Annotated in this window: 16 protein-coding genes and 1 other RNA gene; 9 read left to right on the top strand and 8 right to left on the bottom strand. The window is 68.1% G+C overall.

The annotated features are described in order from the left end of the window. Nucleotides 1-108: 108 nt before the first annotated feature. The 3 genes from pyrC to rnpB all read left to right on the top strand — a co-directional run bounded on the left by pyrC (nucleotide 109) and on the right by rnpB (nucleotide 2,475). The gene (gene pyrC, locus ACSHSS_RS01750) at nucleotides 109-1,173 is read left to right on the top strand and encodes a dihydroorotase (protein ID WP_006401694.1); all 1,065 of its coding nucleotides are present in this window, start codon (nucleotides 109-111) and stop codon (nucleotides 1,171-1,173) included. After that, nucleotides 1,170-2,051 carry a DUF3025 domain-containing protein gene (locus tag ACSHSS_RS01745; RefSeq protein ID WP_217060639.1) on the top strand — a complete coding sequence of 294 codons (882 nt, stop codon included), beginning with the start codon at nucleotides 1,170-1,172 and terminating at the stop codon, nucleotides 2,049-2,051. Before pyrC ends, ACSHSS_RS01745 begins: the two co-directional genes overlap by 4 nt. A 12-nt stretch (nucleotides 2,052-2,063) precedes the next feature. Beyond that, nucleotides 2,064-2,475: RNase P RNA component class A (gene rnpB, locus ACSHSS_RS01740), an RNA gene on the top strand. 64 nt (nucleotides 2,476-2,539) lie between these two features. On the opposite strand, the gene ACSHSS_RS01735 is transcribed toward rnpB, so the two are convergent. Together ACSHSS_RS01735 and ACSHSS_RS01730 are read right to left on the bottom strand one after the other, a co-directional pair. Then, nucleotides 2,540-3,004 carry an OsmC family protein gene (locus ACSHSS_RS01735; protein WP_080512232.1) on the bottom strand — a complete coding sequence of 155 codons (465 nt, stop codon included), beginning with the start codon at nucleotides 3,002-3,004 and terminating at the stop codon, nucleotides 2,540-2,542. A 419-nt stretch (nucleotides 3,005-3,423) separates the two neighbouring features. Then, nucleotides 3,424-3,729: a DUF1090 family protein gene (locus ACSHSS_RS01730; RefSeq protein WP_060113238.1), complete on the bottom strand. Its 306-nt coding sequence runs from the start codon at nucleotides 3,727-3,729 to the stop codon at nucleotides 3,424-3,426. 312 nt (nucleotides 3,730-4,041) lie between these two features. On the opposite strand from ACSHSS_RS01730, the gene rplM reads away from it, so the two are divergent. From rplM to erpA, 3 genes are all read left to right on the top strand, one after another. After that, nucleotides 4,042-4,470 (top strand): 50S ribosomal protein L13, encoded by a 429-nt coding sequence (gene rplM, locus ACSHSS_RS01725; protein WP_004522094.1) that lies wholly within the window; start codon nucleotides 4,042-4,044, stop codon nucleotides 4,468-4,470. A gap of 11 nt (nucleotides 4,471-4,481) precedes the next feature. Next, nucleotides 4,482-4,874, top strand: coding sequence for a 30S ribosomal protein S9 (rpsI, locus tag ACSHSS_RS01720; protein WP_006401689.1), 393 nt, complete (start codon nucleotides 4,482-4,484; stop codon nucleotides 4,872-4,874). Between the two features lie 219 nt (nucleotides 4,875-5,093). After that, nucleotides 5,094-5,465 carry an iron-sulfur cluster insertion protein ErpA gene (gene erpA, locus ACSHSS_RS01715; RefSeq protein WP_006401687.1) on the top strand — a complete coding sequence of 124 codons (372 nt, stop codon included), beginning with the start codon at nucleotides 5,094-5,096 and terminating at the stop codon, nucleotides 5,463-5,465. Between the two features lie 91 nt (nucleotides 5,466-5,556). On the opposite strand, the gene ACSHSS_RS01710 is transcribed toward erpA, so the two are convergent. Beyond that, nucleotides 5,557-6,705 carry an anhydro-N-acetylmuramic acid kinase gene (locus ACSHSS_RS01710; protein WP_217075331.1) on the bottom strand — a complete coding sequence of 383 codons (1,149 nt, stop codon included), beginning with the start codon at nucleotides 6,703-6,705 and terminating at the stop codon, nucleotides 5,557-5,559. A gap of 142 nt (nucleotides 6,706-6,847) precedes the next feature. Here ACSHSS_RS01710 and tyrS point away from each other — a divergent pair, with 142 nt between their 5' ends. Genes tyrS through ACSHSS_RS01695 form a run of 3 tightly spaced genes read left to right on the top strand, consistent with a single transcriptional unit; the run spans nucleotide 6,848 to nucleotide 9,230 of the window. After that, nucleotides 6,848-8,089, top strand: a complete 1,242-nt coding sequence (gene tyrS / locus ACSHSS_RS01705) for a tyrosine--tRNA ligase (protein WP_012467482.1) — start codon at nucleotides 6,848-6,850, stop codon at nucleotides 8,087-8,089. Continuing rightward, nucleotides 8,086-8,544, top strand: a complete 459-nt coding sequence (gene dtd / locus ACSHSS_RS01700; RefSeq protein WP_006401684.1) for a D-aminoacyl-tRNA deacylase — start codon at nucleotides 8,086-8,088, stop codon at nucleotides 8,542-8,544. Before tyrS ends, dtd begins: the two co-directional genes overlap by 4 nt. Nucleotides 8,545-8,567: 23 nt before the next feature. After that, nucleotides 8,568-9,230: a histidine phosphatase family protein gene (locus tag ACSHSS_RS01695; RefSeq protein ID WP_445544498.1), complete on the top strand. Its 663-nt coding sequence runs from the start codon at nucleotides 8,568-8,570 to the stop codon at nucleotides 9,228-9,230. Nucleotides 9,231-9,529: 299 nt separating this feature from the next. On the opposite strand, the gene ACSHSS_RS01690 is transcribed toward ACSHSS_RS01695, so the two are convergent. From ACSHSS_RS01690 to purH, 5 genes are all read right to left on the bottom strand, one after another. Next, nucleotides 9,530-10,492: an oxygenase MpaB family protein gene (locus ACSHSS_RS01690; protein WP_105779077.1), complete on the bottom strand. Its 963-nt coding sequence runs from the start codon at nucleotides 10,490-10,492 to the stop codon at nucleotides 9,530-9,532. Nucleotides 10,493-10,517: 25 nt separating this feature from the next. Further along, nucleotides 10,518-11,585 carry a Holliday junction branch migration DNA helicase RuvB gene (ruvB, locus tag ACSHSS_RS01685; protein WP_006401680.1) on the bottom strand — a complete coding sequence of 356 codons (1,068 nt, stop codon included), beginning with the start codon at nucleotides 11,583-11,585 and terminating at the stop codon, nucleotides 10,518-10,520. Nucleotides 11,586-11,681: 96 nt separating this feature from the next. Next, entirely contained in the window at nucleotides 11,682-12,263 is a 582-nt protein-coding gene (ruvA, locus tag ACSHSS_RS01680; protein ID WP_006401679.1) for a Holliday junction branch migration protein RuvA, read from the bottom strand. A gap of 199 nt (nucleotides 12,264-12,462) precedes the next feature. Then, nucleotides 12,463-13,005 (bottom strand): crossover junction endodeoxyribonuclease RuvC, encoded by a 543-nt coding sequence (gene ruvC / locus ACSHSS_RS01675; protein WP_006401677.1) that lies wholly within the window; start codon nucleotides 13,003-13,005, stop codon nucleotides 12,463-12,465. A 217-nt stretch (nucleotides 13,006-13,222) separates the two neighbouring features. Beyond that, a complete protein-coding gene (purH, locus tag ACSHSS_RS01670) occupies nucleotides 13,223-14,788 on the bottom strand; it encodes a bifunctional phosphoribosylaminoimidazolecarboxamide formyltransferase/IMP cyclohydrolase (protein WP_445544497.1) in 1,566 nt (521 codons plus the stop codon). Nucleotides 14,789-14,828 lie beyond the last annotated feature (40 nt).

The raw sequence follows: 14,828 nt of genomic DNA, 5'->3' as shown, positions 1-14,828 counted from the left end.
AGCGGATTCCGCCGGCCGAAGGCCCCGTGTTGCGGTTTGCCGTCAGTCGCGGGCCGCGCACGCGCGGTCCGGCCCCGCCGATGCCGGCCCGTTCCTCACGAGCCCCCTATGACTGCCTCGAACGCTTCCTCCCCGGCGACGCTGTCGCTCGCCCGTCCCGACGACATGCACCTGCACCTGCGCGACGGCGAGATGCTGGCCGCCGTGCTGCCGCATACCGCCCGCCAGTTCGCGCGCGCGATCGTGATGCCGAACCTGAAACCGCCGGTGACGACCACCGCGCACGCGCAGGCGTACCGCGACCGCATCCTCGCCGCGCTGCCGGCCGGCATGGCGTTCGAGCCGCTGATGACGCTGTACCTCACCGACAACACGTCGCCGGACGAGATCCGTCGCGCGCGCGAAAGCGGCTTCGTGCACGGCGTGAAGCTGTATCCGGCCGGCGCGACGACGAACTCGGACCACGGCGTCACAGATCTCGCAAAGTGCGCGAAGACGCTCGAGGCGATGCAGGAAACCGGCATGCCGCTGCTCGTGCACGGCGAGGTGACCGATGCGTCGATCGACCTGTTCGATCGCGAGAAGGTGTTCATCGATCGCGTGATGACGCCGCTGCGCCGCGATTTCCCGGGCCTGAAGGTCGTGTTCGAGCACATCACGACGAAGGATGCCGCCGATTACGTGCGCGACGCCGATGCGGCGCCCGGCCTGCTCGGCGCGACGATCACCGCGCATCACCTGCTGTACAACCGCAATGCGCTGTTCGTCGGCGGCATTCGGCCGCATTACTACTGTCTGCCGGTCCTGAAGCGCGAAACGCATCGCGTCGCCCTCGTCGAAGCGGCGACGTCGGGCAACCCGCGCTTCTTCCTCGGCACCGACAGCGCGCCGCACGCGCGCGGCGCGAAGGAAGCCGCGTGCGGCTGCGCCGGCTGCTACACGGCGCTGCACGCGCTCGAGCTGTACGCGGAGGCGTTCGACCAGGCCGGCGCGCTCGACAAGCTCGAAGGCTTTGCGAGCTTCTACGGTGCCGATTTCTACGGGCTGCCGCGCAGTGCCGAGACGGTGACGCTGCGCCGCGAGACGTGGGAACTGCCGCGCGAGGTGCTGGCGGGCGACACGCCCGTCGTGCCGCTGCGCGCCGGCGAGACGCTCGGCTGGAAACTCGCATGACGCACGCGCCGCCGCGCGCGGCCGCCCAGGCGGGCGGCGACGGCGCGGCTGCGTTCGCGCGGATCGACTGGTCCGCGCCATGGCTCGCGCGCTTCGCGCGGCCGGGCCGCGCGGTGCAGGCGGCCGCGACGGTCGGCGCCGCCGCGCTGCTCGAGGCGCTGAACGACGCACTGCGCGACGGTGCACGCGTCACGGGCCGCGGCAAGCCGCTGCGCTTCGTGCCGCAGGCCGAGCTGCCGCCCGGCATCGCATACGAAACCCATATCGCCGAAACCGGCCGCGTGCCGACACGGCACAATCTTCACGACTTCTTCAATGCGCTCGTCTGGCTCGCGTATCCGCGCATCAAGGCCGCGCTGAACGCGCGCCAGGCTGCGGCGATCGACGCGGCGGGCGGCGTCGGACCGGTGCGCGGCACGCTGCGCGACGCGCTGACGCTGTTCGACGAGAATGCGGCGCTGTTCGTGACCGCCGATCGCACGCTCGCCGATGCGCTGCGCGCGTTCGACTGGCAGCGGCTGCTGGTCGCCGCGCGCGACGCGTGGGGCGCGCGCTGCGAGGCGCGGCTCGTCGGCCATGCGCTGCTCGAGAAGCTCGTCGCGCCGTACAAGTCGTGCACCGCGCACGTCTGGATCGTCGAGGTCGACGCCGACTATTTCTCCTGGCCCGACGCGCGGCGCGCCGAGCACGTCGACGCGCAGGTCGCCGCGATGCTCGCGACGCGCGCGCTGACGAGCCGCGATTTCTCGCCGCTGCCCGTGCTCGGCGTGCCGGGCTGGTGCGCGGCGAATGCCGATCCGGCGTTCTACGCGGATCCGGCCGTGTTTCGCAGCGGCCGCCGCACGCGAAAGGCGGCCGGCGGCGGCGCGCAGTGCTAGAATGCGCGTCGCAAAGCAGGCCAGGCAGTCGCGGCCTCGCCGCCTTCGGGCTGGCGGGGGCGAGGAAAGTCCGGACTCCACAGGGCAGGGTGATGGCTAACGGCCATCCGTGGCGACACGCGGAACAGGGCAACAGAAAGCAAACCGCCGATGGCCCGGCGCAAGCCGGGATCAGGTAAGGGTGAAACGGTGCGGTAAGAGCGCACCGCGGCGACGGCGACGTCCGCCGGCACGGTAACCTCCACCCGGAGCAATTCCAAGTAGGCAGGCGCGCATCTTCGGATGCAGGACGGGGCCCCCGTCTCGTCTGCGGGTAGGAAGCTTGAGCGCGTCAGCAATGGCGCGCCTAGAGGAATGGCTGCCACGCAGCGTGCGCTTCGGCGCGCGGTGTGCACAGAATCCGGCTTATCGGCCTGCTTTGCCGCTCGAATGCAAAGGGCCGGCGCTCCTGACGGAACGCCGGCCCTTTTTTCATGCGCGTGCGCTGCTTACGCGGCGACGATGTCGAACGAGTGCGTGAGTTCGGCCGTCTTCGCGATCATGATCGACGCCGAGCAGTACTTGTCGTGCGACAGGTTGATCGCGCGCTCGACCGTTGCCGGATTCAGGTTGCGGCCCGTGACGGTGAAGTGGAAGTGGACCTTCGTGAACACCTTCGGATCTTCGCTCGCGCGCTCGGCCTTCAGCGTCACCGAGCAGCCCGTGACGTCCTGGCGGCTTTTCTTCAGGATCAGCACGACGTCGTACGCGGTACAGCCGCCGGTGCCGACCAGCACCATCTCCATCGGCCGCGGCGCGAGGTTATGGCCGCCGCCTTCCGGCGCGCCGTCCATCGCGACGAGGTGGCCGCTGCCGGTCTGTGCCGAAAACGCCATCCCGTCCTGACCCATCCAGCTTACTTTGCATTCCATGCTTGCGCTCCCGCGTTGCCTGATTCGAATTCGATCCGGCATTGTAGCCCGGCGCGCAACGGTCGGCTGACGCACTGCACGGGGCGAAACGGTGCGTTCTCGATCGCGGGAGGAAGGGCGCTCGCGGCGCCGTTTTCCCTGTCGACTTTAGGGGTTTTACTCTAGATGCGTGCGTTCGGGCTCCCCCGATGCTGGAAGCAACTTATTGATTTGACGGAGAAAGTTCGTATGTCGCCAAGCCGCTCGATGATTTCATATCGTGGTGGTCGATTTCGTAATGCAAATTTTCTTGTGAAGTCGGCAGGCCGTTCGTATAATGCGACTCATTGGTTGTCGCGCTGCGGCAACCTCCGAATGTCTCCTCCACCCTCCTCCTAAGGTGGATTAAGCCCGAACCAGCCGTTCGGGCTTTTTTTCGTCTCATGCAAACAGCGGCGCACGGCTTGCGCGCGCCGACAGCGTCAGGCGGGCTGCCGGGCCGTCGGCTGCGACGCCGCGTCGGGCGGTGCGGACGACGTCGGTGCGGCGGGTGCGGACGCATGCGCGGCCGACGCATGCGCGCGACCGTGTGCGCAGAAATGGCGAACGCGCTCGCGCACGGCGCGCAGGCGCGCGATCCGGTCCTCGGCGTGGGCGGCGCGCGCTTCGGCGATGCGTGCGTCGAGCGCATCGAGCTTCGCGTCGCAGCCGGTGCGGGCGAGGGCGGCCGGCGCCGCTGCGGCCAGCAGCGCGGCCGCGAACAGGTAGATCGGTCGTTGTTTCATCATGCTGTTTGTTGTTCTGGATGGTCGGCCGGCCGCCGCGCGGCCAGCTCGTGTGCCGCGCGCGACCGGATGCGCCGGCCCGGCGCTCGGTTCGCCGGGAAAACGGGGCACGGAGCGGATTTTGGCCCATTTCGCGCGCGCCGCACACGGGGCGCGGATTCCCTTTGACCGCGCAGCCGCATTTCCTTTATAATTCAGGGCTTTTCCGCATTCATGCCCACGGAAAAAGAACAGGGAGAGCCTGCACCGCGCCTCGAAGCGCACACAGACAAGCAGGAAGAACACATCGGGCAAAGCAATTTTTTTGGATCGATCATGAAGACGTTTTCCGCAAAAGCCCATGAGGTGACGCGCGAATGGTACGTGATTGACGCGACGGATAAGGTTCTCGGCCGTGTCGCCAGCGAAGTGGCACGCCGTCTGCGCGGCAAGCACAAGCCTGAGTTCACCCCGCACGTCGACACCGGTGATTTCATCATCGTCATCAACGCGAGCAAGTTGAAGGTCACGGGCAACAAGACTCTGGACAAGAAGTACTACCGTCACTCGGGCTACCCGGGCGGTATCTATGAAACGACGTTCGGCAAGATGCAGGAACGCTTCCCGGGCCGTGCGCTCGAGAAGGCGGTCAAGGGCATGCTGCCGAAGGGCCCGCTCGGCTACGCGATGATCAAGAAGCTGAAGGTCTACGCAGAAGCGACGCATCCGCACTCGGCTCAACAGCCGAAGGCGCTCGAGATCTAAGGGGAGCCCACATGATCGGTAACTGGAACTACGGTACGGGCCGCCGCAAGAGCGCAGTCGCTCGTGTCTTCATCAAGGCTGGCAAGGGCGACATCATCGTCAACGGCAAGCCCATCGCTGACTACTTCGCACGTGAAACGTCGCTGATGATCGTGCGTCAGCCGCTGGAACTGACGAACCACGCTCAAACGTTCGACATCAAGGTGAACGTGTCGGGCGGCGGCGAAACGGGTCAGGCAGGCGCAGTGCGTCACGGCATCACGCGCGCGCTGATCGACTACGACGCGACGCTGAAGCCGGCCCTGTCGAACGCAGGCTTCGTCACGCGTGACGCGCGTGAAGTCGAGCGTAAGAAGGTCGGTCTGCACAAGGCACGCCGCGCCAAGCAGTTCTCGAAGCGTTAATTCCGCTTCATGGCCGCGCCGCTTGCGGGCGGCGCCCGCCGGAAAAACCGCCAGCTTTCGCGCTGGCGGTTTTTTTATGCGCGCGTGCCGGACGGGCCGTCGCCGCGGCGCGCCAGGCCCGGCGTGGCGAAATCGACAAGAACCTGTTGATTTCATGGACTTCAGCACGATCTTCTGATCGGCCCTACAATAGCGGCTAAAGCTTTTTGGAGAGTTCGCATGAACGCTGTTACCGAATCCGCAGCAACGACCACCGAAATGCCGGCTCCGTTCGTCTTCACCGACGCCGCGGCCGACAAGGTCAAGCAATTGATCGACGAAGAGGGCAATCCCGACCTGAAGCTGCGCGTGTTCGTGCAAGGCGGCGGCTGCTCGGGCTTCCAGTATGGCTTCACGTTCGACGAGGAAGTCAACGAGGACGACACCGTGATGAACAAGAACGGCGTCCAGCTGCTGATCGACTCGATGAGCTACCAGTATCTGGTCGGCGCCGAGATCGACTACAAGGACGACCTCAACGGCGCCCAGTTCGTGATCAAGAACCCGAACGCCACGACCACCTGCGGGTGCGGCTCGTCGTTCTCGGTCTGATCGCACGATCGCGCCTTTCCGGTTCGCCGGAACGAAAAACGGGGCTTCATGCCCCGTTTTTTATTGTCGCGTGCGCGCGCGTCGGCGCGCCTCAGCGCGGGTAGAGCGCACCGAGTACGCGCTCGCCGGCCGCGCCCGTTACCGCCGGCAGATTGCCGGGCTCGCGTGCGACGAAGCGATACGCGAGCCAGGCGAACGCGAGCGCCTCGACCTGCTGCGGCGGCACGCCGAGCGTGGCGGTCGTGTCGACGGCGGCCGGCACGCCGGCATCGCGCAGCGCGCGCGACAGCGCGTCGAGCAGCACCGGATTGCGTGCACCGCCGCCGCATACGAACACCGCGCGGCAGTCGGGCGCATGCCGCGCGATCTCGCGCGCGACCGACACCGCGGTCAGCGCGGTCAGCGTCGCCTGCACGTCTTCGGGCGAGACCTGCGCGAAGGCGGCGAGCTTCGCGTCGAGCCACGCGGGATTGAACAGATCGCGCCCCGTGCTTTTCGGCGGCGGCGCGGCGAAATACGGCTCGTCGAGCAGCGTATCGAGCAGGGCCGCGTGCACGGTGCCGCGCGCGGCGAACTTCCCGCCGTCGTCGTACGGCTTGCCGAGGTGGCGCGTCGCCCATGCGTCGATCAAGGCGTTTGCGGGGCCGCAGTCGAAGCCGCGCACGTCGCCGCCGTCGGCCGGCAGGATCGTGATGTTGCTGATACCGCCGAGATTGCAGACGACGCGCGTCTCGCCCGGCGCGCCGAACACCTTCGCATGGAACGCGGGCGCGAGCGGCGCGCCGTGGCCGCCCGCGGCGACGTCGCGGCTGCGGAAGTCGGCGATCACGTCGATATGCGCGAGCTCGGCGAGCAGCGCCGGATTGTTCAGCTGCCGCGTGTAGCCGCGCTCCGGACGGTGCCGCACAGTCTGGCCGTGCACGCCGATCGCGCGCACGTCGTCCGGCGCGAGGCCGGCCGAGCGCAGCAGTTCGTGGCAGCACACCGCATAGCGCGCGACGATGGCGTTGGCGGCGAGCGACTCGCGCTCGATCTCGTTGTCGCCGGGCTGCTGCAACGCGAACAGCGCATCGCGCAGCGACTGCGCGAAACCGACGCAGGCCTGCGCGAGCACGACCGGCGCGCTGCCGGCGGCGAAACGCACGGCGACGCCGTCGACGCCGTCCATGCTGGTGCCGGACATCAGGCCGAAGTAGATGCCGTCGGCCGGATGGGCGGTTGGCGGATGTCGTTGCGGCACGTTGCGGTTCTCCTGAAGCATGTCGCGCGGGCACGATCCGCGCGCGTTGCGCCGATTATCCGCGCAACGCGGCGCGCCGTTAAGCGACGCGCGCGCAAGTTATGGGAAAATCCCTGTTTTTGCGACATTCTTCCTGGCACCGATGAGCACCGAACCCAGTTCCAAGCCCGTTTTCCCGATCACCGACGAAGTCCGGCATGCGCTCGCCGTCACGAAGCGCGGCGTCGACGAGCTGCTGATCGAGGAAGAGTTCGCGCAGAAGCTCGCGCGCAGCGCGGCCACCGGCAAGCCGCTGCGCATCAAGCTCGGCCTCGACCCGACGGCGCCCGACATCCATATCGGCCACACGGTCGTGCTGAACAAGATGCGTCAGCTGCAGGATCTCGGCCATACGGTGATCTTCCTGATCGGCGATTTCACGTCGCTGATCGGCGATCCGTCGGGCCGCAACGCGACGCGTCCGCCGCTCACGCGCGAGCAGATCGAGGCGAACGCGAAGACCTACTTCGAGCAGGCTGCGCTCGTGCTCGACCGCGACAAGACCGAGATCCGCTACAACAGCGAATGGTCGATGCCGCTCGGTGCGGACGGGATGATCAAGCTCGCGTCGCGCTACACGGTCGCGCGCATTCTCGAGCGCGAGGACTTCACGAAGCGCTTCCAGGGCGGCGTGCCGATCTCGATCCACGAGTTCCTGTACCCGCTGATGCAGGGCTACGACTCGGTCGCGCTGAACGCCGATCTCGAGCTCGGCGGCACCGACCAGAAGTTCAACCTGCTGGTCGGCCGCGAACTGCAGAAGCAGTACGGCCAGGAACAGCAGTGCATCCTGACGATGCCGCTGCTCGAAGGGCTCGACGGCGTCGAGAAGATGTCGAAGTCGAAGGGCAACTACGTCGGCATCAGCGAGAAACCGACCGACATGTTCGGCAAGCTGATGAGCATCTCGGACACGCTGATGTGGCGTTATTTCGAACTGCTGTCGTTCCGCAGCATGGACGAGATCGCCGGCTTCAAGCGCGAAGCCGAAGGCGGCCGCAACCCGCGCGACTTCAAGGTGATGCTCGCGCAGGAAATCGTCGCGCGCTTCCATTCGCAGGCCGATGCCGAGCGTGCGCTGGAAGACTTCAACCACCGCGCGAAGGGTGGCGTGCCGGACGACATTCCGTCGGTCTCGCTCGCCGGTGCGCCGCTCGCGATCGGCCAGCTGCTGAAGCAGGCGGGGCTCGTGCCGTCGACGAGCGAAGCGCTGCGCAACATCGAGCAGGGCGGCGTGAAGATCGACGGCACGACGGTGTCCGACAAGGGCCTGAAGGTCGACGCCGGCGAATACGTCGTGCAGGTCGGCAAGCGGCGTTTCGCGCGCGTGACGCTCGCTGCATGATCGCGCTGATCCAGCGCGTGAAGCGCGCCGACGTGCGCGTCGGCGAGCGCGTGACGGGCGAGATCGGCGCCGGCCTGCTTGCGCTCGTGTGTGCCGAGCGCGGCGACACCGAGGCCGCGGCCGACAAGCTGCTCGCCAAGGTGCTCGGCTACCGCGTGTTCAGCGACGCGGCCGGCAAGATGAACCTGCCGGTGTCGAATATCGACGGCGCAGGCCGTGCGGGCGGGCTGCTGCTCGTCTCGCAATTCACGCTCGCGGCCGACACCAACAGCGGGCTGCGGCCGAGCTTCACGCCGGCCGCGCCGCCCGACGAGGGCGCGCGGCTGTTCGACTATTTCGTGGCCGCCGCGCGTGCGCGTCACCCGATCGTCGAAACCGGCGAATTCGGCGCCGACATGCAGGTGTCGCTCGTCAACGACGGCCCCGTGACGTTCTGGCTGCAAGTGCGGCCCTGATTCCCCGCCGGAGACGCCTCGCGATGGCTACCACCCAGATCCTCTTCATCCGCCATGGCGAAACGGCCTGGAACCGCATCAAGCGGATACAGGGCCACATCGACATTCCGCTTGCCGACACGGGGCTCGCGCAGGCGCAGCGGCTCGCCGTGCGCCTCATGCGCGAAGCGCGCGACGGGGCACGCATCGATGCGGTCTATTCGAGCGACCTGATGCGCGCGCAACAGACCGCGCAGCCGTTCGCCGCTGCGCTCGGCCTGCCGCTGCTGCTGCGCGAGGGGCTGCGCGAGCGTGCGTACGGCGTGTTCCAGGGGCACGACAGCGCCGAGATCGAAACGCTGTTTCCGGACGCATATGCGGAATGGCAGACGCGCGATCCCGGCTTTGCGCCGGAAGGCGGCGAGTCGCAGCGCGCGTTCTATCACCGCGTGCTGCATGCGCTCGAGCCGATCGTCGCCGCGCACCCGGGCGGGCGGATCGCATGCGTCGCGCACGGCGGCGTGCTCGACTGCGTGTATCGCTTCGCGAACGGCCTCGACCTGGCGGCGCCGCGCAACTATCCGCTGCTGAATACGAGCATCAACGTCGTCGATTACGTCGACGGCCGCGCGCATGTCGTCCAGTGGGGCGACATCGCGCATCTCGACGCGCCGAGCGACGACGACGGGTATCGCAAGGTGCTGTGATCGCGTGTGCGCGTGGGCGTGCGCATCGCGTGACTGCGCGGCGGGTCGTGCGTTGTAGTGCAGCGCGCGTGTGCGGTTACTGCACTTACGGCGTTTGTCGGCTTGTCCGCTTGTCGGCCGCGATCGGCGGACGCAGCTTGTCGAGTTCCTGATTGCCGTTCTTCTTGCCGCGGTGTCTTGCGTTCGTGCGTCGGTGCTTCTGCGCGCCGCGCCGGTCTTGCCGTCGATCGCCGGATCGATCGCCATCAATCACTATGCGGGCCGAGGCTCTCCACACCACCGCATTCGCTTCATCGCCATCAGCCTTGATTCGACGGCGGACGATCGGGCGGCACGGCCGTCGCAGCCGTCGCGCGGCGTCGCGCGCGTTTGGACACGCCGTTCACGAGCGCCCACCGCAGCACGGGCGCGACGGCGCGCACGCCGGGGCGGACCACCGCGCGGCGCAGCGGCGCGAACGTCGACACGCCGAGCATCTGCTGGGCCCACGGCGGCAGCAGGTCGACGCCGGCCTGCATCACGAGTGTCGCGGCGGGCCGCAGCATCGGTGAGGCGAGCGGCGCGTTCAGCAGGATGCGCATCACCTCGAAGGTTCGCGGCCCGGCCTCGAGCTCGGGACGCATCCGCGCGAGATACGCGTCGATTTCCGCGCGCGAGCGCGGAATGCCGGTCGCGCCGAGCCGCTCGGCGACCTGCGCGGTCTCCGCATAGTAGCGATCCTGCAGTTCGCCCGGCAGCGCGGGGTTCACGTAGCGCAGATGCGCGGCGAGAAAGCTCGACACCTCCGCGACATGCACCCAGGTCAGCAGCGCGGGATCGTCCGCGCGATAGGGGCGGCCGTCCGGTGCCGTGCCGGCGACGCGTGCATGGATCGCCTTCACGCGTTCGATCAGCGCCAATGCATCGCGGCGATTGCCGAACGTCGTGCCGGAAATGAACGTCGCGGTGCGCCGCAGGCGGCCGAGGATGTCGGTGCGAAACGACGAATGATCCCAGACGCCCGCAAGCGCGAGCGGGTGCAGCGCCTGCAGCAGCAGCGCGCAGATGCCGCCCGTCATCATCGACGTGAAATCGGCATGCACGCGCCAGCAGACCGCGTCGGGGCCGAACAGCCCCGGATCGCCGGGCGGCGACGAATAGTCGAGCGTCGGGCCGCTGCCGGTGGTCAGATGCGTGACGCCCGCGGCGACCCGCTTGCGGATCTGTTCGATCCACCGCGAGCTGCCGGCGGTAGAAGGCGGAGCGCTGTGCGGTGTCGTCATGGCGGGCCGGGTGTCGGGCCGTGCGTTACTGCGCGTCCGGCGTGTCCCAGATGCTTTGCACGGGACTGCCGGCGTCGGGCGCGGCCAGGCCGAAGTGGCGGTACGTGAGGAGCGTCGCGACGCGGCCGCGCGGCGTGCGCTGCAGGAAGCCCTGCTGGATCAGGTACGGTTCGAGCACGTCCTCGATCGTGTCGCGCTCTTCGCCGATTGCGGCGGCGAGGTTGTCGATGCCGACCGGGCCGCCGTCGAACTTGTGCAGGATCGCTTCGAGCAGCTTGCGGTCCATCAGGTCGAAGCCGACCGGATCGACGTCGAGCATCGCGAGCGCCGCGTCGGCGATCGCTGCCGTGATCTGGCCGTCGGCCTTCACTTCCGCGTAATCGCGCACGCGGCGCAGCAGCCGGTTCGCGATCCGCGGCGTGCCGCGCGAGCGCTTCGCGATTTCGAGCGCGCCGTTCGGATCGATCTGCGCGTTCAGCAGCGACGCCGAGCGCTGCACGATGCGCGACAGCTGATCGGCATCGTAGAACTCGAGGCGCGCGACGATCCCGAACCGGTCGCGCAGCGGATTGGTCAGCATGCCCGCGCGCGTGGTCGCGCCGACCAGCGTGAACGGCTGCAGATCGAGCTTCACGCTGCGCGCGGCCGGCCCTTCGCCGATCATGATGTCGATCTGGTAATCCTCGAGCGCCGGATACAGGATTTCCTCGACGACCGGCGACAGCCGGTGGATTTCGTCGATGAACAGCACGTCGTTGGCTTCGAGGTTCGTCAGCAAGGCCGCGAGGTCGCCCGCGCGCTCGAGCACGGGGCCCGAGGTCTGACGCAGGTTCACGCCCATCTCGCGCGCGATGATGTGCGCGAGCGTGGTCTTGCCGAGACCCGGCGGCCCGAACAGCAGCACGTGATCGAGCGGCTCGCGGCGGCGCTTGGCGGCCTCGATGAAGATTTCGAGCTGGCCGCGCACCTTTTCCTGGCCGACGTAGTCGTCGAGCTGGCGCGGCCGCAGCGCGCGTTCGAACACCTCCTCGTGCGACGAGGCGGGCGTGGCGGCAATGATCCGCTCGGCGGCGAGTTTGTCGGTTTCAATCATGCGGCCATTGTACCGCGCGGCGTGGCGCGGCCAACCTGGCCGAACGGCCGACTGTCGCGCGCGCCGACGCCGCGCGACACTGGATGCGACGGGCCGTTACGCCTTGGAAAGCGCCTTCAGCGCGAGCTTGATGCCTTCGGACACGCCGGTGCCGGCCGGCACGTTCTTGATCGCCGCGAGGCCTTCCTTTTCGGAATAGCCGAGCGCGAGCAGCGCGTTGAGGATGTCGGTCGCGTGGTCGGACGCCGACGCGGCGCCGGCCAGTGCACCGAGGTCCGCGCCGAGCTTGCCTTTCAGTTCGAGCAGCAGGCGCTCCGCGGTCTTCTTGCCGATGCCGGGCAGGCGCGTGAGGCGCGCGGCGTCCTGCATCGTCACGGCCTGCGCGAGCTCCTGCACGCTCATGCCGGACAGCACGGCGAGCGCCATGCGCGCGCCGATGCCGGTGATCTTCAGCAGCTCGCGGAAGGTCGTGCGCTCCTGCGGCGTGAGAAAGCCGTACAGCAGGTGCGCGTCCTCGCGCACGATCTGCTGCGTGAGCAGGACGACGCGCTCGCCCGTCTGCGGCAGGTTGTAGAAGGTGCTCATCGGCACGTCGATTTCGTAGCCGACGCCGTTGCAGTCGACGAGCAGGTGAGGCGGATTCTTTTCGAGCAGGATGCCGGCGATGCGACCGATCATGGATGGCGGGATGCGAGGAAGAAAGCGCGAGTGTAGCGCACGTGCGGCGCAAAGCCGATGGTTCGGCGCGGCGGGCGGCGCCACGGCGCGGCAGCGGCGCGATGCGGCGCGAACGCGCGACGCCGGGTGCCGAGCGGTCGCGCCGGTTGCGGGCGGCCGGCCGTTCGCCGGCGCATGCCGGCGGTGCGCTCCGTGCCGCTCAGCCGACGAGCCGGCCGCGGCGCAAGCGCAGGCCTTTCTGCGCGAGCGCCGGCGCGAGACCGCCGAGCGTGCTCAACGTATTGCCGCCGTGCGCATGGCAGATCGCGATGCCGAGCGCGTCGGCCGCATCGCTGCCGGGCTGGCCGCTCAGGCTCAGCAGCCGCGTGACCATCTCCTGCATCTGCGCCTTCGTCGCGCGGCCGTAGCCGACGATCGCCTGCTTCAGCTGCAGCGCGGTGTATTCGGCGACGGGCAGTCCGCCCGATACGAGCCCGCAGATCGCGGCGCCGCGCGCCTGGCCGAGCAGCAGCGTCGACTGCGGGTTCACGTTGACGAACACTTTTTCGATCGCGGCCTGGTCCGGCGCGTGTTCGCGTACGAGCGTCGAGACGCCCGCGAAGATCGTGCCGAGGCGCGTGGCCAGATCGGCCGTCGGCGTGCGGATCACGCCGCTCGCGACATAGGCGAGCTGATGGCCGCTGACGTCGATGACGCCGAAGCCGGTGACGCGCAGGCCGGGGTCGATGCCGAGAATTCGCATGTGAAGAGGGAGTTGCGTGATGCAGCGATACTACAACGAAAGGGGCAGGGTGCCGTCGCCGCACGCGGCGCAGCGATGCGCACCCCACGTTCGCGCGAGGCGCGGTACAGGTGCCGTCGCGTACGGCCGGCCGCTCATGCGCCGCGCAATAAAAAACCCGGCGGGTGCGACGCCGCCGGGCATGGGCGCAGCGGCCGCGCGGGCCGCTTGCGGGCGATCAGTGACGGAAGTGGCGCACGCCCGTCAGGATCATCGCGATGTTGTGCTCGTCGGCTGCCGCGATCACTTCGTCGTCGCGCACCGAGCCGCCCGGCTGGATCACGCAGGTCGCGCCTGCCGCGACGACCACGTCCAGACCGTCGCGGAACGGGAAGAACGCATCCGACGCGACGGCCGAACCGGCCAGCGTCAGGCCCGCGTTCTGCGCCTTGATGCTTGCGATGCGCGCGGAGTCGACGCGGCTCATCTGGCCGGCACCGACGCCGAGCGTCATGCCGTTGCCGCAGAACACGATCGCGTTCGACTTCACGTACTTCGCGACGCGCCACGCGAACAGCAGGTCGTCCATCTCCTTCGGCGTCGGATGACGCTTCGTGACGACGCGCAGCTCGTGCGGCTGCACGTTCTTCGCATCGAGCGACTGCACGAGCAGACCGCCGCCGACACGCTTCAGGTCGAACGCGTTATGGCCTTCGCCCAAGGCGATCTCGAGCAGACGCACGTTCTGCTTCGCGGCGAACACCTGCTTCGCGGCATCGGTGAACGACGGCGCGATCAGCACTTCGACGAACTGCTTGGCGACGGCCTGCGCCGCGGCTTCGTCGACTTCGCGGTTGAACGCGATGATGCCGCCGAACGCCGACGTCGGGTCGGTCTGGAACGCCTTCGCGTACGCATCGGCCGAGTCGTTGCCGACCGCGACGCCGCACGGGTTCGCATGCTTGATGATCACGCACGCCGGCGCGTCGAACGTCTTCACGCATTCCCACGCCGCGTCCGAATCGGCGATGTTGTTGTACGACAGTTCCTTGCCCTGCAGCTGGCGGTAGTTCGCGAGCGCGCCGGCCGGCGTGACGATGTCGCGATAGAACGCCGCGCTCTGGTGCGGGTTCTCGCCGTAGCGCAGGTCCTGCACCTTCTCGTACGCCATGTTCAGCGTCGCCGGGTACGCATTGCGCGAGCCGTGCCTCAGTTCGTCGGTCAGGCTCGTCAGGTAGTTCGTGATCGCGCCGTCGTATTGCGCGGTGTGCGCGAACACCTTGGTCGCAAGGCGGAAGTTGGTCGCGTAGCCGACCGTGTTGCCGTTCGCCTTCATTTCGTCGAGCACGACCGCGTAGTCGGCCGGATCGACGATCACCGTCACGTCGCGGTGGTTCTTCGCGGCCGAGCGCAGCATCGTCGGGCCGCCGATGTCGATGTTCTCGATCGCATCGGCGAGCGTGCAGTCGTCCTTCGCGATCGTCGCGACGAACGGATACAGGTTCACGACGAGCAGGTCGATCGTCGGGATGTCGTGCGCTTCCAGCGCCTGCATGTGCTCGGGCAGATCGCGACGCGCGAGGATGCCGCCGTGCACCTTCGGATGCAGCGTCTTCACGCGCCCATCGAGCATTTCCGGAAAGCCCGTGTAGTCGGCCACTTCGGTGACGGGCAGGCCCGCGTCGGCGAGCAGTTTCGCGGTGCCGCCCGTCGACAACAGCTTGACGCCGAGGTCGGACAGCGACTTCGCGAAGTCGACGATGCCGGTCTTGTCGGAAACGGAAATGAGCGCTTGCTTGATCATGATGGAACCACCAATAGCCAGGGAAACGGGGACGGGGCGG

This window comes from Burkholderia sp. BC1 (assembly GCF_052683555.1).
The sequence above is the reverse complement of the archived record's forward strand: the minus strand, read 5'-3'. Positions and strand labels throughout refer to the sequence as shown.